This window comes from Chryseobacterium takakiae (assembly GCF_900129385.1).
Lineage (GTDB): Bacteria > Bacteroidota > Bacteroidia > Flavobacteriales > Weeksellaceae > Chryseobacterium > Chryseobacterium takakiae.
Window position 1 is genome coordinate 1 of the sequence record NZ_FQVO01000019.1, and the last position, 20,277, is coordinate 20,277.

The window sequence follows — 20,277 nt, forward strand, 5'->3', positions numbered from 1 at the left end:
GTCCAGAACATCTCCCTCTCTCCAGACAAAGAAGGAAACTACTACGTTGATGTAGCACTCCCTAAAGGCCTGAAAACTTCCTATAATAAAACCCTTACCTTCGATAAAGAACTAAAAGGAAATGCCGAAATCGTAACACAAGACCTCAGACTTATTGAAAGGTTTTTCTACCAAATCAGGAAATTATTGGGGTATCAGAGTTAAGGATTGAAAAAGTATTAAAAAAATAAAAACCGAAACATTGCTGTTTCGGTTTTTTGTAGCGAAGACGGGAATTGAACCCGTGACCTCAGGGTTATGAATCCTGCGCTCTAACCAACTGAGCTACCTCGCCGTTTTGGTGGTGCAAATATAGAAAATATTTACAACTAACCAAAATTATTTTAATTTAAAATATTCCAAAACATCGCCTACATGCTCTGGTTTATTGATTATCTTATTGTTAGCATCCAAAATAAAATATGTTGGTGTAGCATGAACATTATAGGTATCTGCATAACTGCTGTTCCATCCTCTTAATTCAGAGTCATTCACCCACGGAAATGCGCTGATTTTTTTAGTATATGAATCTTTATCTACGTCCAATGATAAGCCGACAATCTGAATATTTCTTGCTTTCAACTCATTATATTTTGCCAATAGTTGCGGCAGCTCACTTTCACAATGAGAACATGTTGATGACCAGAATATCACTACTTTATTATCCGCTTTTATATCATGAAGTGTTTTGGCATTAGTATTAAACGGTGCCTGAAAAGTGTAATTAGGAAAAACTGCTCCAATTTCGACGTTGGCATTAGATTTTATGGTAGATGCCAATCGGTCTGTAATTGTACACTTAAGATTCTTAGCAAGTCCAAGATATTTGGTTTTAAAATCCTGCATGTCATAAACATCAAAAATGTCAATCAACTCAGAAAGAACAGTTTGTCCTCTGGGAGTTTCTACTTTTAGCCTGTCAAGAAGTTTATCTACAGATGTGCTTACATTAGTATTTCCACCTGTATTGAGATACGAAACCAAAACCGGTCTCAGTAAAGACGAGGTTTCAAGCATATCATTTGATTTATCGATGAAATTAATGATATCATCCTGACTCACTTTTTTAGAAGCATCATTAGAAAGAAATTTGTTGTAATTGGTATTGTAATAATAAATGAAAGGATGCTGAGCCTGATCAATACCTTCCGAGCCTCCGCTAAGTCTGCTGATTTCGGTTTTAAGTGCCTTTCCGAATTCTGTATTGTCTTTATAATATTCTTTAATCTGCGTCAATGCCGGAAGTATTAGTTCTTTTTTCTGAGAACCTTCCTGCTGTTTGCTCATAAGATCGTTCGCTTCATCAAGATAAATAATATCTTTAATTTTATTAGCTTGGGTCTCCAATTTTACCTTTACATTTTTATTTTCAGAAATAAAATTGAATGTATTATTTGATCCCGGAAAATAAACCTTCATCATTCCCATATAATTTTTAGGATATTGAAAAGTCCAGGTATGATTTTTACTTTTTTCTTTAGAAAAAATGATGTCTTTGGATCCGTTTAGGGTATATAAGATGGCATCCTGATCTTTGAAGTCGGCGGGAGCCTGAATGGTAACGGTAAACTGAGCCTGTAATGAAAATGCAGCTAAAATAGCTGCTATTGTAAAAATCTTTTTCATAAAGTAAAAATAAAAAAACTCTCCGAGTAATCAGGGAGTTTAATATTATTTTAATAAAAATTATATTTTCTTAGGTATATATTTTTTGCTGAAACGTACTATTAAGATGATAGCAACAACAGCCAGTATATACAGATACATATCAACCGGTGAAGCCGGAGCACCAGTTCCATTTGACCCATTACCTGATCCTGGGCTGGGTGGCTGAGCACTCACAAGGAAAGCGGTTAACAGAAAAAAAGCTAGGGTCAGTTTATTTATAGTTTTCATATTTTCTATTTTAATATTTTTGTGTTAACAACCTCTCCTTTTTCAGACACCACTTTAACAACATATGAGTTTTTAATTTTCCCATCTAATTCTATTACAAAATCGCGTGATGCATCTACTGCCTTTCTAGAGATAACTAATTTACCGCTCATATCATAAACTTCTATATCCGCTTTTTTCCAATTCGGATCAAATCTTACAAAGTAATTTGCTATTGCCGGATCATAGATTACCAGTGTTTTTGGAGATGTTGCTGTTTCATTTACTGCTAAAACAATATTACTTGGCTCACCATAGTACAGATCATATTCAGCTCCCGTTACAGGAATGACATCACCCTGTTTTGCCTGTTGTACAGTTCCGTTTGGTGCCTTGTAGTAGAATCCTATACCCGAAGACAGTGCATGAACACCACCCGATACCGGTTCGGCATTTTCTTTAATTTCAAATTTGTAAGATTTTACAATATCTGTATAATAATTAACAAGCTTTACATTTTTACCTTTGAAATTACTTTCATTCGCTTCATTAATGTATAACCAGTAGTTTAAATAATTATTATCATATCCGCCATTTATAGCTTCTTCAAAAGTTCCGATCATATTTTTACCTGCGGAAGCCTGAACCGTTGTGGCTATTGATGACTGATGGCCTGTAAGTGAAGAAGCAGATACCACATAATAGGTTCTTGCTACTTCTTTGCCATTTGCATCCAGCCCGATAACACCAAGCTGCTTTACAGTTCCATTGGAGTTTGTTTTGGCTGCTACCACACTATAATCGGTTGATGCCGCTCTTACAGTACCGCTAAATCTTCTTAATGTATTAAAGTTTAGGGTCTGCGGAGAATTGTCTCTGAGTTTCATTTTGAAAGTCTGCATAGGCTTAATAATAAGACCTGTATCCCCTACCGGAATTCCTGTAGGATGAAATGTCTGCACAAGAAAGCCTGTGGAATAAGTAGAACCGGAAGGCAGCGTAACAACTGTGCCCGGATTATATTCAATACCCCATATATTGGACACAGCATTTCCGTCTGTTACACTTGCACTTTCATTATAGCCTATTCTGGATAAGTCTATATTTGTAAGAAACGGATTACCAAACTGGTAGAAATTCTTACCAAAAGTTCCGGCCCAAGGCGTTGTCGTACCTTCAAAAGAATCTGCAAGGTAGCTATTATACTGCTCATTGTACATGTTTTTATTCGTACCGTTAGTACCAAAGTTTACATTACCTCCGTTTTGTAATGTTAATGGAGCAGCAAGATTAGAATAAGGCTGTCCATGAATCGTAAAAACAGATCCAGTAGGAGTTGGTGCAATCGTGGGAAGTGAAACGGGTGGTGTACTGGCATTTAAATCGTTATTCTTTGATTTCAACATATAATACCCGGTAGGATCACTTGTTGTGGATGATAAATTGGTATAGTGAACCGACACTACATTGGTATTATCATGCTTCAAAATAGGATTATCATACCTGCTGGTATTAAATGTTTTACCAAATTCCGTCGATAGACTACTTAAAGCCTTACCGAAAAACGGCATGGCAATTTGCTGGAAATAATTATTGCTGTTTCCATGCCTATCTGTGCGAAACTCTTTGGTAACAATACCTGTAATATCAGATTGAGATAGTCCGTTAATGTAAAGCTGACCATAAGTAGAAGATGCGTATGTATTAGGATCATTCAGTCTTAATACAATATTTCCGCCGTTTGTTTTATTGGCTCCTCCGGTAGTAATAGTTTTGAGACCATCACCGGATACGCCGTCAATCATGATGTTGCCATGAACATCAATTATACCGGAGCCTCTTGTTTGGAACCCGCCTCCGGAATATAATAAAGTACCATCACTAACATAGGTAATAGCTGTATCATCTATGTGTACCAGAATATTCTGCGCCTGAACAGAATAAGCAGCTGCTAATAGACCAATAGCAAATAAATTTTTTCTCACTGTATGTAGTTATTTGTGTGTTAATATACCTACAAAGGTATATTTTTTTTAATTAAAAACAAAAATATTTTAATTTTTTACAAAAATATTGTCCTCAGTTAAGGTTATTTCTTTTTCTTCACCAATAGAAAACATATGATCTTCAAGAACTTTTTCAGTAGTTCCTCTCAATCCTCTTGCTCCTAAACCTTTCTCAATAGTTTCCTCTACGATTTTTTCAATGGCACTATCTGTAAACACAAGCTTGGTACCATCCATTTTGAAAAGCTCTACAAACTGGTTAACGATTGAGTTTTTAGGTTCCTTCATAATCCTTACCATTGTTTCTTTTGTCAATTTATCCAGGTAGGTAATAATAGGGAATCTTCCCAGAAGTTCAGGAATTAATCCGAAAGAACGGAGATCAATAGCATTGATGTTTGTTAAAATGTATTCATCTTCATTCGTATTATTGATTTTTTCAGCACTGAAACCAATAGCCTGTTTATTCATTCTGCGCTCGATAATTTCTTTAATCCCGTCAAATGCGCCTCCTGCAATGAACAAAATATTCTGTGTATTTACCTGAATATATTTCTGATCCGGGTGTTTTCTTCCTCCCTGTGGCGGTACGTTTACAATGCTTCCTTCCAAAAGCTTAAGCAATCCCTGCTGTACCCCTTCTCCGGAAACATCTCTTGTAATGCTCGGATTATCAGATTTTCTTGCGATCTTATCTATTTCATCAATAAAAACGATGCCTCTTTCCGCTTTTTCTACATCATAATCTGCTACCATCAGCAATCTTGAAAGAATACTTTCAACGTCCTCGCCCACATATCCTGCTTCTGTTAAGATGGTAGCATCTACGATACAGAACGGAACATTCAGTTCCCGCGCTATGGTTTTAGCCAATAAAGTTTTTCCGGTTCCGGTTTCACCAATCATGATGATGTTGGATTTTTCAAGCTCAACTTCGCGGTTTTCATCCTGAGCGTGAAGTAATCTTTTATAATGGTTGTAAACAGCGATCGACAATTGCTTTTTTGCCTGGTCCTGCCCTATCACGTATTGATCGAGAAATTCCTTGATTTCTTTAGGCTTTTTTAATTCTTCTATATTTTCAGCCGGGGAAAATCCTGTTTTTACCGAACTGTCTTTCACAATTGCATGTGCCTGCTCGATACAGTTTTCACAAATAAAACCATTCTGACCGGAAATCAGCATCTGCACTTCATTTCTCTTTCTTCCGCAGAAAGAACACTGGTTTGAATTCATTAGTATATATAAATATATGTATAGATTAAATAAACCCGTAAAAAGTTACGAGTTTATTCTTTTTTTAGGAATTAATGATCGAGTCCTGAATCTCAGTGTACTCTTCGTTTGTTAATTTAAGCCTTTCATTTCTGAAATTCATATCTTCCACCTTATTCAGAGGAATAAGATGAATATGGGCATGCGGAACTTCAAGTCCCACCACTGCCACTCCTACCCGTACACAAGGTATTGCCGTTTTAATTTTTTTGGCAACTTCCTGAGCAAAACCCCAAAGGTTTTTATATTCTTCACTTTCCAGATCAAAGATAAGGTCCACTTCTTTTTTGGGAACTACTAAAGTATGTCCTTTTACCAAAGGCATTGCATCCAGAAAAGCAATATAGTTTTCATTTTCGGCAATTTTGTAAGAGGGAATTTCGCCATTGATGATCTTTGTGAATATTGTACTCATTTCTTAGTGTTTGAGATTGTTTTTTTTCTGTACTGATTAAAGGGTAATTTCTAATACCTCAAAAGAAAGTTTGTTTCCGTTAGGAAGCGTAATGTCCGCAGTTTCTCCAACAGCTTTCCCTAAAAGTCCTTTTGCAATTGGGGTATTTACAGAAATTTTTCCGGCTTTAAGATCACTTTCATTATCAGGAACCAAAGTAAATACCTGCTCTTTTTTAGTGGCATTATTCATCAATCTTACTGTGGTAAGAATAGAAACTTTTGAAGTGTCCAGCTGACTTTCGTCTATGATCTTGGAAGTAGCAATAACATCTTTCAGCTTAGAAATTCTCATTTCAAGCATTCCCTGGGCTTCTTTCGCGGCATCATACTCTGCATTTTCAGACAGATCTCCCTTGTCTCTTGCTTCTGCAATCTGTTGGGTGATTTTAGGCCTTTCCACAGTTTCCAACTGTTCCAGCTCAGCTTTCATTTTGTCTAATCCCTCCTTTGTAACATAGCTTGCCATAATTTTCAAAATTTAGTTTTAGTATAAAAAAATAATCCGACATTTGCCGGACAATGTTTTCGAGTTGTAATCGTTTAATTTCTACAAATATATAAAAATTTAAATTGAAATGAAAAAAACTTTTTCAATATTATCTTTAATCACATTATTGATTTTCAGTAATTTAGCAATAAAATCCTGTGGCAGCACGGAAGACACTGTAAGTTGCTTTCCGAATAACCCGATTAATGTAACGCTTAATCTTAATCTTCCTGCCTATTACCCGCTGAACCAGGTTGGCGGATGGGTTTACATCAATGAGCAGCAATCCGGAACAAGAGGACTGATCATTGTAAGAGCTTCTGATACCACCTTTAAAGTATATGACCGTAATGCTCCGCACATCTGCCCCGACAGCAATACCACTCTGGAAGTTCAGGATAATATCAGAATCGTCTGCCCGAAAGACAATGCGCAATGGATTTTATTAACAGGCCAGCCTACTGCCGTCTCCAATGTACAGCCTAAAACCTATCTTTATAATTATGATCCTTCGGGGAAAATTTTAAGTATTACTTACTAATGAAAGCAGTTATTCAAAGAGTATCAGAATCTCATGTAAAAGTAGACGGAAAAATTGTAGGTGAAATCGGAAATGGGTTAATGCTTTTAGTAGGCATTGATGAAAACGATACGGAAACCGATGCAGACTGGCTCGTTCAGAAAATACTCAATTTAAGGATTTTCGGGGATGAAGATGGAAAACTCAATCTTTCCGTACAGGACGTTAGCGGTGAAATACTGTGTATCAGTCAGTTTACCCTGATTGCCGATTACAAGAAAGGAAACCGTCCATCTTTCATTAAAGCGGCGAAGCCGGATAAAGCGATTCCGCTTTTCGATTATTTTAAACAGGAAATCTCAAAATCCGGACTGAAAACCGAAAGTGGAATCTTCGGTGCCGACATGAAAGTTTCATTAATTAATGACGGACCTGTAACAATTGTTATGGATTCCGTTACAAAAGCTTAAATTCGCAGAAAATATTTTTAAAATCAATGAAAAAAACATTATTTACGTTAGTTCTTTTAGCAGGAACACATCTTGCACTTGCTCAGAAATCGTATACTGATGAGCAAAAAGCTTCTTATTACATTGGAAGAGACATTGCCGAAAATATGAAAAAACAGGGCTTTCCGGCAGATCCTGAGTTATTGGCGCAGGGATTCAAAGATGCTTTCGGAGACAAGGCAAGCTTATTTCCTAAAGAAGAAATGGCGACTTTCATGCAAAATTTTATGCAGAAGCAAAATGAAAAAAAACAGGCTGAAGCTAAATTAAAAGCGGAAGAGAACAAGAAGAAAGGCGCTGATTTTTTAGCTAAAAACAAGCTGAACAAGAATATTAAAACCACGGCAAGTGGCCTGCAATACGAAGTTCTGAAAGAAGGTGACGGAAAAACAAAACCAACAGCAACCAGTACAGCGACCGTAACCTACACCGGCAAATTGATGGATGGAACCGTATTCGATTCTACGGATAAAAACGGCGGACAACCCATTGAGCTGAACCTTTCCGGAGTGATCAAAGGATGGACAGAAGGAATTCAGCTGATGTCGAAGGGAGCAAAATACAGGTTTTATATTCCATCTGATCTTGCTTATGGAGATAACGGAGCTGGTGGTGTGATCCCTCCGGGAGCAACACTTATTTTTGATGTTGATCTGGTGGATTTTAAATAAATCTTTTACCATATAAAAACGTCTTTCAACGCTGAAAGACGTTTTTTCTAAATAAACTTTTATAAAATTAATTCGCAGGAATACTGCTGAAATTAAGTGCTATCCTTAGGTTCATATCTGAACTTGTCTGATTTTTCAGCTCATATACGGTTCTTACGGTAACCCCGGTGCTCTTTACAACTTCATCCAAAAAGCCTGAGTTTTCCAGATCCAGCGTAAGACTTGATGCATCTGTGGAAATATTTGTTCTTGAAGCAACCAGTCTTTCACCCGTTCCGCTGGATGAGATATAGACTTTAATTGATTTAAATGCACTCAAGTTTCCTCCTGAAGGTGTTACAACAGAAACCTTCGCATCGGAAATTCTTACATCTTTTATTTTGGCATTGTTATTCCCCCCGAACCAGGTCTGAACATTAGATGCCGTGGCAGTAGAAGAAACTTCTTTATTTGCAGGAACGCCGGTTGAAATCAAAACATTAGCTGTATAAGGAAATGTATTCTGAACCAACGACTGCACGGTGCCGCAGCTTACCAAAGCTATTGAGGCTACTGCCGCTGTCAAAATGATATTTTTCATAATGATAAATTTTAAAGTGTTGGAAGCAGAAACTATACCAAATTATTAAATCACTCTAAGCTCACCGTGAAACTACCTTTTGTATTTCCTGAAGCCATATTGCTTTTTCCGATAATGAGCCAGACTTCACCTTTCTCTTTAATATCGTATGTAAGGTCACGCCCGAAAGGGCCATCGTAATCGCCATTCGGCAATTTTATCTGGTTAAATCTGATATTAAAATCCTTTTCTTTCGTAGAAATCTTTGCATTGATTTTCGGCTGATCGAAATTGATAATTTTAAGAATAAATTCCTGCCCGTCTTTTGTAAATTCCTCTCCCAGAGTGAGCGGAAACTGTTCAGCATCAACAGTTCTGATAATCTGTCCGTCCTTCACATCCCTCATAACGCCGGTACGCAAAACTTCCTTCGTTTTCGGAGCATTATTGATGACAGAATCTTTCATTTTTAATTCGGCAGAATCAGTTTTTACAGTTGTAGCCGGCTGCTGAACGGAAGGCAATGAATCTGTATTTTGTGTTTCGGTGACAGATGACTCTTTTTTGCATGAAAATATAACAAGAGGAATCAGCAAAAATAATTTTTTCATAATATCTATTTTTGAATTGTAAAAGCCTGCGGCCTTTTTTAAAGTTTATTGGGAAGCGAAAATTGTTCCATTGCATTTTATTTTCTATTTCTTTAAATGCAAACCTCACAGGTTTTCGACAACCTGTGAGGTTTAGCCGTAGATTGCCTTATTTTAAACTTTGGTAATAGAGAACTTTAGAAAGAAATGTTTCATTCTGCTGAAATTTCACCCGTTCTAAATTTAAAATTTCAGATTTCAACGCATTATCATTTCTCTCTTCCGCAAATTTTAATAATTGTTTTTCGCTGAAATTAATTTGAGTTTTATGGTAGTTTAGAGCAAAATCTTTACGCTTCATATTTTCGGAAGTAATGATTCCGCCCCAGTTGATGTAACTGCAAACCAGAATTACTCCGTAAATATACCAGGCCATCGTGTTGAAAAGAAAAATGTTTCTTTTTTGTTTCTGAATTTTGATAAATGTGGTCAATAACCCGATCAACGCTAAAATTAAAAATGCATACACACCCAGCCTTTTGTAGGTAAACCCATAATTGATAATGTATTCCGAGTTCTTAATCATTGTAGAAATAATAAGAATGGCATTCAGGACAATCCAGATTTTGGCTAACATTTTCAATGGACCGGCTTTCGGATCAAAATTGAAGCTTGATTTAAAGTAAAACATAATCACCACAATCGACATAATAATCGACATGATTACGGCATTCACTCTTTCATGTGTTTCTTCGGAAAGTTTCACCGGATTTTTCACCGATTCGTAAAACTGTTCATAATTGTAGGTAATGATAAAGAATACCAATAAAATATTTAGTGCAAATAAAGAAATAACACCGCTCATTCTTTCGGCATCCAGATCAAGAAAGGAATACGTCGCTTTATGGATTCTATCTTTTTCTCCAAAATTGTTATCCAACAATCGGTTGCTTTTATAGATAAACCGTTCAACCGCAAAATTCCAGTAATTGAATGCAATGAAAAATCCTAAAACAACCATCGCCAAAAGCTGCCAGAAATTGAGATCAAGCTCAATATTCGTAAATAAATTGGCAAAATGATCGCTTCCTGCGGAGTAAATTCCGAAGAAGACAGAGATCAGAATTAAAGGAATTATTACAAATGCCAGTGTCTTCTGCCACAATCCGGAGACATCCCTTTTCGGGAGCCATGTATCGAAATTCAGGATCCTGAAAATTGCCGTAAAGCAATTGGTCACGAACACGGGGACTAACATAACAATCTTCATTCTCCGGTTTCTTGAGCGATAGCCTAATAATAAAAGCGAAGTCGCCACGGCTAAAAATGAAGGAAAATCTCCGTACCAGGCGAAGGCAATACTTGAAAGAACACTTGTTATGAAAAGAAAAATAAACGTTTTGGTTTTGTTCTTTTCGGGTGTTCTGAAAAGTGTAAGCACGGCATAAATAATTCCGATAATTCCGAGGTTAAGACCTACATTCTGGTCATAAAATACAATGACAAAAAGCAGTGTCGTAAGAAATATATAGTGATGTGTTTTCATAGTTAGTTAGTATAGAACGGTTATGTTTTTTTGCTGAATAAAATCTTTCAGATGTTCAAAATTCTGCCAAAGAAGGGCTTCGAAATCCCATTGGTGAAACGGCCGCATGTTTTGTCCTTTTTTATACGCTTTTATATAGATTTTATAATATTCCGGTAAGATGATGCTTCCCAAAACAATAGCTGCCAAAAGATGGGCATTTAGTTTTCCGTTTCCCAACAACAGGAACTGCATGGCAATTTCATCCTCGAAATTGGTTCCGCAGCCTGTAATGAGATGATGAACATCGTGATTTTCCATTTTAGGAATCATTGTAAATCCGTGTTTTTTATAAAATTCTCCCAGTTTCCTACCTAAAGAATCTTCCTGAAATTCCAGCAGCTGCTTTTCAGTAAACTGCCATTGCCTTTTCTTTTTCTTAAAATATTTCCTGTAGAGTTTCTGGGTTTTATTATAGACGAATAGAAGAAATTTGACGCGTATTTTTTTCATAGTAGATGTATTTAATAAAATTCTAAAAAGTAGGATATAAGAAGCCAAAGTGGGGATAGAAATGGCAATGAAACGGAAAACCAAAAGCCAAGATTAAATAGATTTTTTCGAAAGTTATCGGTGTTTTCTTTATTGTTATTAAGATCTTCCGTAACACCTAAAGAATAAAATAAATTTGCAATAACAATCATTATTAAATATCCTATTCCTTGAAAAGCAATAGTAAATAATGTAATTTCAAACTCTTCATCATAAGGCATTATAAAATTTACGCCCACAATAACGTAAAAAATAAATGCAATAATTCCGCATAAGATTAATCCTAGATTATAAAGATATCTCTTATCACTCCACCATTCTCTGATTTGAGATTTTGTAAGGTTTGATGAACTCATATTGTAATTTTTAAGAATTAAAATCCATTAGGAAAATTCCTACATAGAAATACAGAATAGCAACGGGAATGTTGATGCAAATGATTAATGATGCCTTCATACATTCTTTTAGATATAACTTGTAAATAAATCCATAAATAATTAGGATCGTAATTACTACTAAATTAACCGGAGTCGCAAACAATAAGAGAATAAATCCATAGGAAGCAAAAGCTTCAATTTTAGTAATCATATATCCTAAAAGACAAATGTTCCCCAATATAAAGAAGAGCCAAAAGGTAATCTTCCCCACTGTAATAATATCTTTATTTTTCATCATTAAATTTAAGCTTGTATTAAAGTAAAAACCGTAATTTCCGGGCGCACCATAAAACGAACCTGAAAAGAATGTCCTAAAGCGCGGTTGATGTAAAGCATTCTTCCATCTTCAAGATCAATTTCTCCGCAAATATATTTTCTGTTTTTCACAGGAAGCAGAGGCGTAATGACTCCGGGAATTCTGCATTGTCCTCCATGAGTATGCCCGCTAAGAATCCAACCCTGATAACCATTCCAGATGTCTTTATCACAGGCATCGGGATTATGACAGAGAATAATATTCGCCTTAGAAGGATCATAATCTTTCATCACTTTCTGCGGTGCAAAATTGGGCGACCATAAATCTTCGAAACCGATAAAATTCAAGCCGTTGCTTTCCTGTTGCGCATTATTCAGCATTGTGATTCCGGAACCTTCCAGAATATTGCAGATATTGTCGGACGACCGAAGATCCTGCCAGTCTTTTCCATAATCATGATTTCCCAGAATCCCGAATGTTGCCAGATTTCCCAACACAGCATGCTTCATTACTTTTTTAAGGTCTTCCGTTTCTGCACTTCCTCCGTGATTGACAAAATCTCCCGTGTAGACTACAAAATCCGGATTGTATTTTTTAGCTTTCTGAAAAGAATCAATAATGAAATTCCAGTCGAAGCGGGTTCCAACATGAAGATCGGAAATCTGCATCAGAATTTTTCCTTCAAGATGTTGTGGTAAATTTTTAATCGGAAGTTTACGTTCTACAAATTCCAGCCAAAATGGTTCAATCTGCCATGAATAAAGAAAAGGCACAGTTCCGGCGATGGAGAGCTGAAAAAGTTTTTTCAAAAATGTTTTCCGGTTCATCTGTATTTCAGGTTTGAAAAATTAACTTCCCGCGAACGGAGTTCCGAAAATTCCCACAGCCAGCTCGATCCACACCAAAGCCAGAAGCAATAAAATAATGAAGCAGATCATCAGCTTCGTAAGCAATGGCTTTTTTGACCGGATAACCAGATTAATAAAGAAAGCAGTCCCGAACAGTAAAACTGCAGCAATCGCAAAATCGAAAGGCGACCAGTTCCAGCCTTCTACAAAAAGATTTCCGAGAAAAGCTGTGATCATCAGTAAAGCAGGCACTGCGAAGATGATGGCTGTTTTTTGTTTTTCTAAAGTCATAATTTTTATTTTTAATTATTAAAAGTACTTTGTATTTCAAAGTTAAAATTCAAAAAAATTTATTCTTATTTCCCTAATAATTTTTCCAACGCATTAATATGTTCGGTAAAAGCTTCCCTTCCACTCTGTGTTACGCGGTATGATGTTTTCGGTTTCTTTCCGACGAATTCTTTTTTCACTTCAATATAACCGGATTTTTCTAAGGCGTTGCTGTGGCTTGCCAGGTTTCCGTCGGTTATTTCAAGCAGGCTTTTCATTTCAGAGAAATCAACCCAGTCGTTGACCATAAGAACAGACATGATGCCCAATCTTACCCGGCTTTCAAATTCCTTATTGAGTTGATTTATATTTATCATATATTAATTTCCGGAGTTTAAATACCCATTATTTTTTTTGTTGTATACAGTACGAGTAGACTAATAGTAAGGGAGATAAATCCAACCATTACAAACCAGTTTCCCGCGATATCTTTATACTTTGTTAAATAAAATTCGTATGCATTAGTTAATCTCAATTTTTCGCCAAAATTTATTTCAATAAGTTCACTTTCATTATCAAACTTTTTAATCTCATCTGTTTGGATGTTGTAGTAAAAATATTCGTTATCAGAAATCTTTCCAAAAATGGCATCACCTTTTTCCTCAATTTCAATAATATCTGAAACTAATAATTGTCCGGTTTCTTCATTGCTTATATATCCTTCTTTTGGAAAATCAATAAACAATAGCTGGCGACTATTTTTTAAAGGTACATACCATGCATCGCCTATTCCGGCATCTACCTTTTTAATTTCCGAAACAATTACTGATCCGATAATTCCACAAAAATATATAGTATAAAGTCCTAAAAATGGGACAATGAATGCAAACAATATTTTCCTCCTTCTTTTCTTTTTTACTAAAAAGCATGTAATTAAACTTCCTATAATCCCAAGAATAAAGCTTAAAACACCAATTGCTATAATGAATAAAATTATAGAAACACCTATACCCATTATTTATACTTCTTATGCATAATCAATCCATACACAATATGCAGAGCACCAAATCCAATCGCCCAGAACAGCAGTCCCCATCCTAAAAAGAACAAAGAAATCAATCCCAAAATAATGTGGCAATATCCTAAATATTTTATATCCGTTAACGTATATCTTTCCGCACTTACCAGAGCCAGTCCGTAGAAAAGCAATGTTGCCGGAGCAATGAATACAAAAAGATGATGATAAAGTAATGCAAGACAAAAGAAGCCTCCCGTTACCAAAGGAATTGCAAAGGTAATTAAAAGTCTTTTTGTAGTGGCATCCCAGATCTTTAATCCTTTTCTTTTGCTTTTATTCGCGGTAAAAATATATCCGCTGAGAAGCGCAACTACCAGAATTACAATGCCAATTGTCACCAGTTCTTTCACCAGAGCAGGCCCGAAAACATTTCTTTTTCCATCAAAATAATCAATTCCTTCTCTCTGAAATACAAAGTAAACATATACCGCACCGGCAAGGGCAGCCAATCCTGCCACAACTCCGGATAAACCGCTTAAAGAAATAAACCGTGAAGAACGCTCCATCATAGAGCGAATGTGAGATAAGTCTTCGTGATAGTTTTTTGATTCCATAAAAAGAACTTTGAATTACAAAGTTAAAATTTATTTTTATTCTGCAAAACTTTTTTACAATTATTTGTCATCAGAAATTCAGGCGTAAAAAAACCGCCGGACTGTCCGGCGGCATATTCTTTTTTATAAAATACAGCTATTTCGCTCTCAGTCTTTCTTTAATAGCTTCAATATTTTTCTTTGCAGAATCTTCCAGGATCAGACTGGCACTCATATGAATTCTTGCCGGCATCAGCTCATTAAAATGATCGGTTCCTTCCCACGAAACTTTTTTGATCAATGCCAAAGCATCGCTGCTTCTTGACGCTAATGTCTGAAGGAATTTCTCCAGCTTTGCATCCATTTCTTCGATACTTTCCGAAACGGAATGGTAAATATTATGCTGTTCTGCCCATTCTGCCGATCTGAAATCTGCATCAATAGCCATCGCTGAAAATTGTGACTTCCCTATTTTTCTTTCTACATAAGGTCCGATTACAAAAGGTCCGATTCCTAAATTGATTTCCGTTAAAGCTAAGGCAGCATCTTTTACCGCAAAACAATAATCTGCTCCGCAGGCAATACCTACTCCGCCACCGGTTGTTTTTCCCTGCACTCTTACCACTACAATTTTTCCGCAGTTCCGCATCGCATTGAGAACTTTGGCAAAACCTCCAAAAAACTTTGTGGATTTTTCCAGTTCTTCAATTTCAAGCAATTCGTCAAAGCTTGCTCCTGCACAGAACGCTTTACTGCCTTCACTTTTAATAAGAATGGCTTTTACTTCATCTTTTGCTCCTTCTTCAAGAATGGTCTGTGCCAGTTTTTCAAGGATTGCTCCGGGAAGAGAATTGCTTTTCGGGGTTCCGAAGGTAATTTCGGCAATATTGTTTTTAAGTTCAGATACTACAAATTCGCTCATTTTTTAAATGTATTGGATAAAAGCAAAAATACTAAATACAAAGTGTTTGGGGAAAATAACTTTATAAAATCTAAGCATATTTTCTAAGTGAATTGATTATAGCTAATTGTTATCCTATACTATTAATTAATATATAATTGATAAAATAAAGATGAGATTATACAGGTACCACATTATAAAAAGTAATCAATAAATTATTTATTTTTGCCGAAAATTGAACACTTCTACATTAACCGTAGAAATACGTAATGTACAATTTGGTATTTTTTACTCTATAGAAAAACACCCTATTGTTGTTAATTTGAACTCTCAACAGAGTATTTATTGAAATAAAAGGCGGAAACCGAAAAGCCTGGAGAGAGTAGGAAATTAAATTGAAAAAATAATAACCATAAACAAAAATTCATGGGAATTTCAAAACCACACGAATTCAACTTCCCGACAATGTGATATATACACAATATACCTTTATGGTCAGCTCCAATAATAAATAATATTTACCAACTAAAATACATATCAACCTTAAATTTAAAATTATGAAAAGTACTTTACTTTCTACCCTTTGCGGTCTATTTGTTTCAATGCTTACATTCGGGCAAACCAGTACAGAACAATTTGAAACAGAATCCAACGGGAGTTCAAGCTTCACGGATAATGGAGTAATCTTCAATATTCTGTCTGTCGTAAATACTTATAAAGTATCAGGAGCTAATCCTACTGCGGGATGGAACGGAACTTCTATCGACAACAGGTTTATTGATAATTCCGGGACAGGAAACCAATCTGCGGGAACATCATTCAGCATTAAAACAACTTCGAACCTGTTTAAGGTAAACAGATTCTGGATAACTGCGGCTGCTGCTAATGGTACATTGGGCGTTGCGGGTACGATTACCATCACAGGAAAACTGTCCGGAGTAACGAAATTTACACAAACCAAAACCGTAGGGTTTAATTCAACGACCGCTGTTACTAATGGTTTCACTTTAATAGACATGACCAACCTGAACGGCCAGAATTACAGCAACCTGGTAATCGATCAGCTGCAGATTACTGCCGGAGGGAACTTCCAGTATCTTAAATTTGATGCTTTTACATGGGTGAAAGACAGCGGAATTGTATTGGCAGCTAATGAAGTAAAATCTTCTAAAAAAGAAACAAACATCTATCCAAATCCAACAAACGGGCCTCTTACAATAAAAGCTGCGGAGAATACAAAATTTGACATCTACAGCGAAGCAGGACAGCTGGTTAAAACGATTGAAGCTAAAAAAGGAGTAAACCAGACAGATATTACAGAACTTCCAAGAGGAGTTTATATGGTAAAATCTGCTTCAGAAGCTTACAAAATTATTAAACAATAAGATATTTATCATCAAACTAATAACCATAACTACTGGTAAATAACTTATTGTTTGTGTGACGGTTCTAATGCATAAGTGTGATTAATCCCCCGAAAATTCGGGGGATTTCTTTTTAAGGTTTACAATAAATCTTACTTTGTCCATTTATAAACATGCTCTATTCTGGCATTGCCATCTATTAAATTTTGAAACCTGAGCCTTAGTAATATTTTTCTTCCTGCTGTTGTTCTGGTAAAGATAAGATCCGTTTTATCAAAAGTTTCATTCCATATTTTCCGAAAAAATTCTGCGCTCTTTTTATTCTTTCCAAAAACTTCCGGAACAGCAAAATACAGATCCTGTTTGATGAATAAAAAACTGTTTTCCTGTTTTAATAAATATCTGGGATTATCATTCTGCGAAATGAGTTCCTGCAATACCGATATAAATATTGATTTTTCATGTGCGCTTCCCCCCTGTAAATAGCAACCAGGATTTTTATAAATATCAGCTGAACTTACAATTTTTAGTTTCCCGGCAGGAGTTTTAATAATATTTTCATGGATAAGGGCTTTTAAAACTACGTTTCCAATTAATTCCAGATGTTTTGCAATATTCTTATATTTAAAATACTGTCTTGCTGCTTTTATGAATTTACTTCCAAAAGTAAAAATCCCCAAAATACCGGCAACAAGGAAAGCTTTGAAAAGCCCCTGCAAAGAATGGATATCATCATATGATTTTACGACTTCCGAAACCACTTCATAAAGAAAGGTAAAAAAAACAGAAAACATAATCCCAGAAAAATAGCCAATCATCTTTTTCAGATACCCCAGTTTCATCTCTTTGCTTTTCCGCACTTTGTTTTCAGGAATTTTTATTTCCTCTATAAGAAAACTTCCTTTGTCTAAAGCAATACTCCATTGTTTGGAAAGCCTTTCACGGTCTTTGGCAGTTATAAAAGTCTGGAGATTCATTATATCAAAATCTCTTTTTTGTTCATGAATTTTTATGTTTAACCGCTCAAAATTGTTCTCAATTGTAGGATCCTGAATGTTGGAAATTCCGGTAAACGTTTTAAATCTCTTTTTCAGAATATCAAAATCATATCCGCCATTTTCGCTTTTATCATCAAAACAGACCAAATGCCAGATGTTTCCTGTTTTATGAGGTGTATCTTTATCCGTTCTGATCACTCTGCCTCTCATCTGGTTGGAAAGCACAAATGAACTTACAAAACTTGCGAGAATAAGAGTATTCATTTTCGGAGCATCCCATCCTTCTCCCAAAAGCGATTTTGTACCTATAAGTACATGGATTTCTCCGGACTGGAATATTTCTGTTACAATTTCAACAACAGCATGTCTAACTGCCTCTGAAATTGTGATTAAAAGATATTCATGATCATAAGAAAGTTCTGTAGCTGAAACAGATGTCAGGTTTTTTTTAAGACATAAAGTTTTGAATATTTCTTCTGAGCTTTTAGGGATAATAACAATACTTCCGGTAAGAACTCCTACTTTTCTATGATCTGATTTTTCTCTTCGGAGCATTTCAAAAATAGGAACTGCTCCTATTTTATCGGGTTCAAAGTTATTTTGGTTTTCATCTGTTAAAAATTCTTTTTTGATAAAGTCGGTAAGGATAACCATTTTCAGATCATCTTTCAGTACAGAATATTCAAAATCGACAATATTTTTTATTCCCTGAAGCTTTCCCGTACTCAAATTAAAAAGCTTGTTCAGATTTTTATTATTGAAAAAACTTATGGTTTTATTTTCAAGAAATCCGTTTCTTTTCAACCTGCTTTCAAGATGGGTACGGTGCTCCTTAAAACTGTTAAAATAATCATCAAAAGTAAAAAGGTAAAAACACAATAATTTTTCCAACCAGAAAAAATTAAAAGCCGGAACAATTTTTCGTGGGGCACCCACTATTTCAAAATGAATATCTGCAATTTCTTTTCCTCTGAAACTAAGATAGACCAAACCTGAAGTGTAGGATGAAATATTATCATAAATCCATTCAAGATGCATTTCGGGATTCTCATATACCGGATGATTTTCAAGAGCATACAGTAAAATCTTATCCGTTTTTAATTCCTCAAAAAGATTTCTTGCAGCATCATAATAGCTTTCAATAGTATGTTTCTCTTTCTTAGCAGGAGTTGCAAAATACACCAGATCCTGATGCGGGCACAGATCTCCTTCCAGCATGAGCTCAGGAACCGATATCTCAATATCCACCGGACCATTTAGCTGAATATATCGTTCCCATTCCAGTCCGGAAACATCAAAAGGCGGTGTTGCCGTTAATGCCACAATAGTTGGTGAAATTTTTTCTTTAATAGCTGTAATACTTTTCCACCAGGCACTTTTCAGGTGATGAGCTTCATCTAAAATAAAAGTTGTAACATTTTTCTTTTTTAATTTTTCAATAATTAACGAGATGTCAGGTTCTGAATATGTGTATTTCTTATCAAGATCTTCCACTTTACTATGACATGCCGTATGAATAGCCTGATATGTTGTTACAGTTATGAGTCCGGGATTTTTGATATCCGTTGAAACCCATTCCGGTATAATACCTTCATCAACAAATAATTCACAAAACCTTTGTATCCATTGACTTCTTATGGCCAAAGTAGGTGTAATAATTAGAGCAGGCTCATTCAGTCTCAACATTATTTCCAATCCTAAAACTGTTTTACCGGAACCTGGCGGAGCAACGATATGAAGATGCTTGCCGGAAAGATGTTCATCAAGATGATCTAATATATTTTGCTGATACTCTCTCCACTTATATTTAAATTGTATCCCGCTGGGAAATGAATTCATAGGGTATTTTTTAAAGCTAAAATATACTTATCAATATACAGCTGTTTTTCTTTTGATTTGTATTGCTGAATATACCGTGGATGCTCCAGCACAGTCATTTTCTCAAAAAGATGAGCCTCCTGATTGAGCTTTGAAATGAAACCGGCATTTTTCTTACCCATGATAAAAACTTCAGAAGTATCAAGATTGAGGCTGATATGTTTTTTCAAAGAATGAATCATAAAATCTTTCACATCATTAAACAAAGCTTTATCATCGTAGTAATTGGCATTAATCCAGCTTCCTTTTGATTTCCTTACAATCGCCAGCGGAAAAGGTGAATTAATGTAAATATTCCTGTAAAATTCTTCCGCTCCGCCATATTCTGAAATCATATCATAAACAAATACGGATGAAACTTCATGTGTGTAAGCCGAAATCATTTTTATGCCGCAAACACCTTCCAGACGCTTGGTATCCGTGAAAGGCACACCGGTAACTCCGGCTCCGTGACGGCTGGGGTTGATTCCAACTAAAAATTTCCTTTGATGATTGTCATTGTAATATTTTTGATAAAATTTCTCCATTACCTGAAGTGTTTCAGGATTATTGAGATAGGGATTCAACACCTTAAAGTCATCGGGAAGATTTCCGTTATATTTCAGTTTCAGATTAAAATTAACAACTTGTTCGGCGAAGGTTTTCATTAT

23 protein-coding genes, 1 tRNA gene and 1 pseudogene are annotated in these 20,277 nt (G+C 35.6%); 5 read left to right on the forward strand and 20 right to left on the reverse strand.

Translation table 11 applies throughout. The annotated features are described in order from the left end of the window. A pseudogene (locus BUA76_RS17690) lies at positions 1-204 on the forward strand (HlyD family secretion protein); the annotation flags it as partial. Positions 205-260: 56 nt separating this feature from the next. On the opposite strand, the gene BUA76_RS17695 reads toward BUA76_RS17690, so the two are convergent. The 7 genes from BUA76_RS17695 to greA all read right to left on the reverse strand — a co-directional run bounded on the left by BUA76_RS17695 (position 261) and on the right by greA (position 6,117). After that, positions 261-334, reverse strand: a tRNA-Met gene (locus tag BUA76_RS17695). Positions 335-378: 44 nt separating this feature from the next. Further along, on the reverse strand, positions 379-1,665 hold the full coding sequence (locus BUA76_RS17700; protein ID WP_072886117.1) for a TlpA family protein disulfide reductase: 1,287 nt from the start codon (positions 1,663-1,665) through the stop codon (positions 379-381). Positions 1,666-1,725: 60 nt separating this feature from the next. Then, complete coding sequence (locus BUA76_RS17705; protein ID WP_072886119.1) at positions 1,726-1,935, reverse strand: signal peptidase; 210 nt, start codon at positions 1,933-1,935, stop codon at positions 1,726-1,728. 5 nt (positions 1,936-1,940) lie between these two features. Beyond that, complete coding sequence (locus BUA76_RS17710) at positions 1,941-3,899, reverse strand: T9SS type A sorting domain-containing protein (protein ID WP_083573258.1); 1,959 nt, start codon at positions 3,897-3,899, stop codon at positions 1,941-1,943. A 69-nt stretch (positions 3,900-3,968) separates the two neighbouring features. Beyond that, positions 3,969-5,156 carry an ATP-dependent Clp protease ATP-binding subunit ClpX gene (clpX, locus tag BUA76_RS17715; RefSeq protein WP_072886121.1) on the reverse strand — a complete coding sequence of 396 codons (1,188 nt, stop codon included), beginning with the start codon at positions 5,154-5,156 and terminating at the stop codon, positions 3,969-3,971. A 64-nt stretch (positions 5,157-5,220) separates the two neighbouring features. Beyond that, on the reverse strand, positions 5,221-5,610 hold the full coding sequence (locus BUA76_RS17720; protein ID WP_072886123.1) for an HIT family protein: 390 nt from the start codon (positions 5,608-5,610) through the stop codon (positions 5,221-5,223). 36 nt (positions 5,611-5,646) lie between these two features. Then, complete coding sequence (greA, locus tag BUA76_RS17725; RefSeq protein ID WP_072886125.1) at positions 5,647-6,117, reverse strand: transcription elongation factor GreA; 471 nt, start codon at positions 6,115-6,117, stop codon at positions 5,647-5,649. 109 nt (positions 6,118-6,226) lie between these two features. Between greA and BUA76_RS17730 the strand changes: the two genes are divergently transcribed. The 3 genes from BUA76_RS17730 to BUA76_RS17740 are packed head-to-tail and all read left to right on the forward strand — an operon-like array spanning position 6,227 to position 7,838. Beyond that, entirely contained in the window at positions 6,227-6,679 is a 453-nt protein-coding gene (locus tag BUA76_RS17730) for a hypothetical protein (RefSeq protein ID WP_072886126.1), read from the forward strand. After that, positions 6,679-7,128, forward strand: coding sequence for a D-aminoacyl-tRNA deacylase (gene dtd, locus BUA76_RS17735; protein ID WP_072886127.1), 450 nt, complete (start codon positions 6,679-6,681; stop codon positions 7,126-7,128). Before BUA76_RS17730 ends, dtd begins: the two co-directional genes overlap by 1 nt. A 26-nt stretch (positions 7,129-7,154) precedes the next feature. Further along, positions 7,155-7,838, forward strand: a complete 684-nt coding sequence (locus BUA76_RS17740; RefSeq protein WP_072886128.1) for an FKBP-type peptidyl-prolyl cis-trans isomerase — start codon at positions 7,155-7,157, stop codon at positions 7,836-7,838. Positions 7,839-7,905: 67 nt separating this feature from the next. Here the strand turns inward: BUA76_RS17740 and BUA76_RS17745 are convergent, their stop codons facing one another. From BUA76_RS17745 to BUA76_RS17800, 11 genes are all read right to left on the reverse strand, one after another. Next, positions 7,906-8,418 (reverse strand): hypothetical protein, encoded by a 513-nt coding sequence (locus BUA76_RS17745; RefSeq protein ID WP_072886129.1) that lies wholly within the window; start codon positions 8,416-8,418, stop codon positions 7,906-7,908. Positions 8,419-8,468: 50 nt separating this feature from the next. Beyond that, positions 8,469-9,008, reverse strand: a complete 540-nt coding sequence (locus BUA76_RS17750) for a hypothetical protein (RefSeq protein ID WP_072886131.1) — start codon at positions 9,006-9,008, stop codon at positions 8,469-8,471. Positions 9,009-9,156: 148 nt separating this feature from the next. Further along, entirely contained in the window at positions 9,157-10,533 is a 1,377-nt protein-coding gene (locus tag BUA76_RS17755) for a DUF4153 domain-containing protein (protein WP_072886132.1), read from the reverse strand. 6 nt (positions 10,534-10,539) lie between these two features. Next, positions 10,540-11,025: a Coq4 family protein gene (locus BUA76_RS17760; RefSeq protein ID WP_072886134.1), complete on the reverse strand. Its 486-nt coding sequence runs from the start codon at positions 11,023-11,025 to the stop codon at positions 10,540-10,542. A gap of 11 nt (positions 11,026-11,036) precedes the next feature. Continuing rightward, complete coding sequence (locus tag BUA76_RS17765) at positions 11,037-11,420, reverse strand: hypothetical protein (protein WP_072886136.1); 384 nt, start codon at positions 11,418-11,420, stop codon at positions 11,037-11,039. Between the two features lie 324 nt (positions 11,421-11,744). Continuing rightward, on the reverse strand, positions 11,745-12,584 hold the full coding sequence (locus tag BUA76_RS17775) for a metallophosphoesterase (protein ID WP_072886138.1): 840 nt from the start codon (positions 12,582-12,584) through the stop codon (positions 11,745-11,747). A 21-nt stretch (positions 12,585-12,605) separates the two neighbouring features. Beyond that, a complete protein-coding gene (locus tag BUA76_RS17780) occupies positions 12,606-12,896 on the reverse strand; it encodes a hypothetical protein (protein ID WP_072886140.1) in 291 nt (96 codons plus the stop codon). A 65-nt stretch (positions 12,897-12,961) separates the two neighbouring features. Further along, entirely contained in the window at positions 12,962-13,252 is a 291-nt protein-coding gene (locus tag BUA76_RS17785; protein WP_072886141.1) for a winged helix-turn-helix domain-containing protein, read from the reverse strand. 17 nt (positions 13,253-13,269) lie between these two features. Continuing rightward, entirely contained in the window at positions 13,270-13,890 is a 621-nt protein-coding gene (locus BUA76_RS17790; RefSeq protein ID WP_072886143.1) for a hypothetical protein, read from the reverse strand. After that, a complete protein-coding gene (locus BUA76_RS17795; protein ID WP_072886145.1) occupies positions 13,890-14,507 on the reverse strand; it encodes a hypothetical protein in 618 nt (205 codons plus the stop codon). The genes BUA76_RS17790 and BUA76_RS17795 overlap by 1 nt, the downstream gene beginning before the upstream one ends. Positions 14,508-14,643: 136 nt before the next feature. Next, positions 14,644-15,408: an enoyl-CoA hydratase/isomerase family protein gene (locus BUA76_RS17800; RefSeq protein WP_072886147.1), complete on the reverse strand. Its 765-nt coding sequence runs from the start codon at positions 15,406-15,408 to the stop codon at positions 14,644-14,646. A gap of 536 nt (positions 15,409-15,944) precedes the next feature. On the opposite strand from BUA76_RS17800, the gene BUA76_RS17805 reads away from it, so the two are divergent. Continuing rightward, complete coding sequence (locus tag BUA76_RS17805) at positions 15,945-16,772, forward strand: T9SS type A sorting domain-containing protein (protein ID WP_072886149.1); 828 nt, start codon at positions 15,945-15,947, stop codon at positions 16,770-16,772. A 131-nt stretch (positions 16,773-16,903) separates the two neighbouring features. Here BUA76_RS17805 and BUA76_RS17810 read toward each other — a convergent pair whose 3' ends face one another. Continuing rightward, positions 16,904-19,588, reverse strand: a complete 2,685-nt coding sequence (locus BUA76_RS17810; protein WP_072886152.1) for a DEAD/DEAH box helicase family protein — start codon at positions 19,586-19,588, stop codon at positions 16,904-16,906. Continuing rightward, positions 19,585-20,274 (reverse strand): SMUG2 DNA glycosylase family protein, encoded by a 690-nt coding sequence (locus BUA76_RS17815; protein WP_072886153.1) that lies wholly within the window; start codon positions 20,272-20,274, stop codon positions 19,585-19,587. The genes BUA76_RS17810 and BUA76_RS17815 overlap by 4 nt, the downstream gene beginning before the upstream one ends. Positions 20,275-20,277 lie beyond the last annotated feature (3 nt).

Bases quoted from the DNA above. Each gene is read 5' to 3' on its own strand.
- BUA76_RS17700 (WP_072886117.1), bottom strand. From the start codon at position 1,665: ATGAAAAAGATTTTTACAATAGCAGCTATTTTAGCTGCATTTTCATTA.
- BUA76_RS17705 (WP_072886119.1), bottom strand. From the start codon at position 1,935: ATGAAAACTATAAATAAACTGACCCTAGCTTTTTTTCTGTTAACCGCT.
- clpX (WP_072886121.1), bottom strand. From the start codon at position 5,156: ATGAATTCAAACCAGTGTTCTTTCTGCGGAAGAAAGAGAAATGAAGTG.
- BUA76_RS17720 (WP_072886123.1), bottom strand. From the start codon at position 5,610: ATGAGTACAATATTCACAAAGATCATCAATGGCGAAATTCCCTCTTAC.
- greA (WP_072886125.1), bottom strand. From the start codon at position 6,117: ATGGCAAGCTATGTTACAAAGGAGGGATTAGACAAAATGAAAGCTGAG.
- BUA76_RS17730 (WP_072886126.1), top strand. From the start codon at position 6,227: ATGAAAAAAACTTTTTCAATATTATCTTTAATCACATTATTGATTTTC.
- dtd (WP_072886127.1), top strand. From the start codon at position 6,679: ATGAAAGCAGTTATTCAAAGAGTATCAGAATCTCATGTAAAAGTAGAC.
- BUA76_RS17740 (WP_072886128.1), top strand. From the start codon at position 7,155: ATGAAAAAAACATTATTTACGTTAGTTCTTTTAGCAGGAACACATCTT.
- BUA76_RS17745 (WP_072886129.1), bottom strand. From the start codon at position 8,418: ATGAAAAATATCATTTTGACAGCGGCAGTAGCCTCAATAGCTTTGGTA.
- BUA76_RS17750 (WP_072886131.1), bottom strand. From the start codon at position 9,008: ATGAAAAAATTATTTTTGCTGATTCCTCTTGTTATATTTTCATGCAAA.
- BUA76_RS17755 (WP_072886132.1), bottom strand. From the start codon at position 10,533: ATGAAAACACATCACTATATATTTCTTACGACACTGCTTTTTGTCATT.
- BUA76_RS17760 (WP_072886134.1), bottom strand. From the start codon at position 11,025: ATGAAAAAAATACGCGTCAAATTTCTTCTATTCGTCTATAATAAAACC.
- BUA76_RS17765 (WP_072886136.1), bottom strand. From the start codon at position 11,420: ATGAGTTCATCAAACCTTACAAAATCTCAAATCAGAGAATGGTGGAGT.
- BUA76_RS17775 (WP_072886138.1), bottom strand. From the start codon at position 12,584: ATGAACCGGAAAACATTTTTGAAAAAACTTTTTCAGCTCTCCATCGCC.
- BUA76_RS17780 (WP_072886140.1), bottom strand. From the start codon at position 12,896: ATGACTTTAGAAAAACAAAAAACAGCCATCATCTTCGCAGTGCCTGCT.
- BUA76_RS17785 (WP_072886141.1), bottom strand. From the start codon at position 13,252: ATGATAAATATAAATCAACTCAATAAGGAATTTGAAAGCCGGGTAAGA.
- BUA76_RS17790 (WP_072886143.1), bottom strand. From the start codon at position 13,890: ATGGGTATAGGTGTTTCTATAATTTTATTCATTATAGCAATTGGTGTT.
- BUA76_RS17795 (WP_072886145.1), bottom strand. From the start codon at position 14,507: ATGGAATCAAAAAACTATCACGAAGACTTATCTCACATTCGCTCTATG.
- BUA76_RS17800 (WP_072886147.1), bottom strand. From the start codon at position 15,408: ATGAGCGAATTTGTAGTATCTGAACTTAAAAACAATATTGCCGAAATT.
- BUA76_RS17805 (WP_072886149.1), top strand. From the start codon at position 15,945: ATGAAAAGTACTTTACTTTCTACCCTTTGCGGTCTATTTGTTTCAATG.
- BUA76_RS17810 (WP_072886152.1), bottom strand. From the start codon at position 19,588: ATGAATTCATTTCCCAGCGGGATACAATTTAAATATAAGTGGAGAGAG.
- BUA76_RS17815 (WP_072886153.1), bottom strand. From the start codon at position 20,274: ATGAAAACCTTCGCCGAACAAGTTGTTAATTTTAATCTGAAACTGAAA.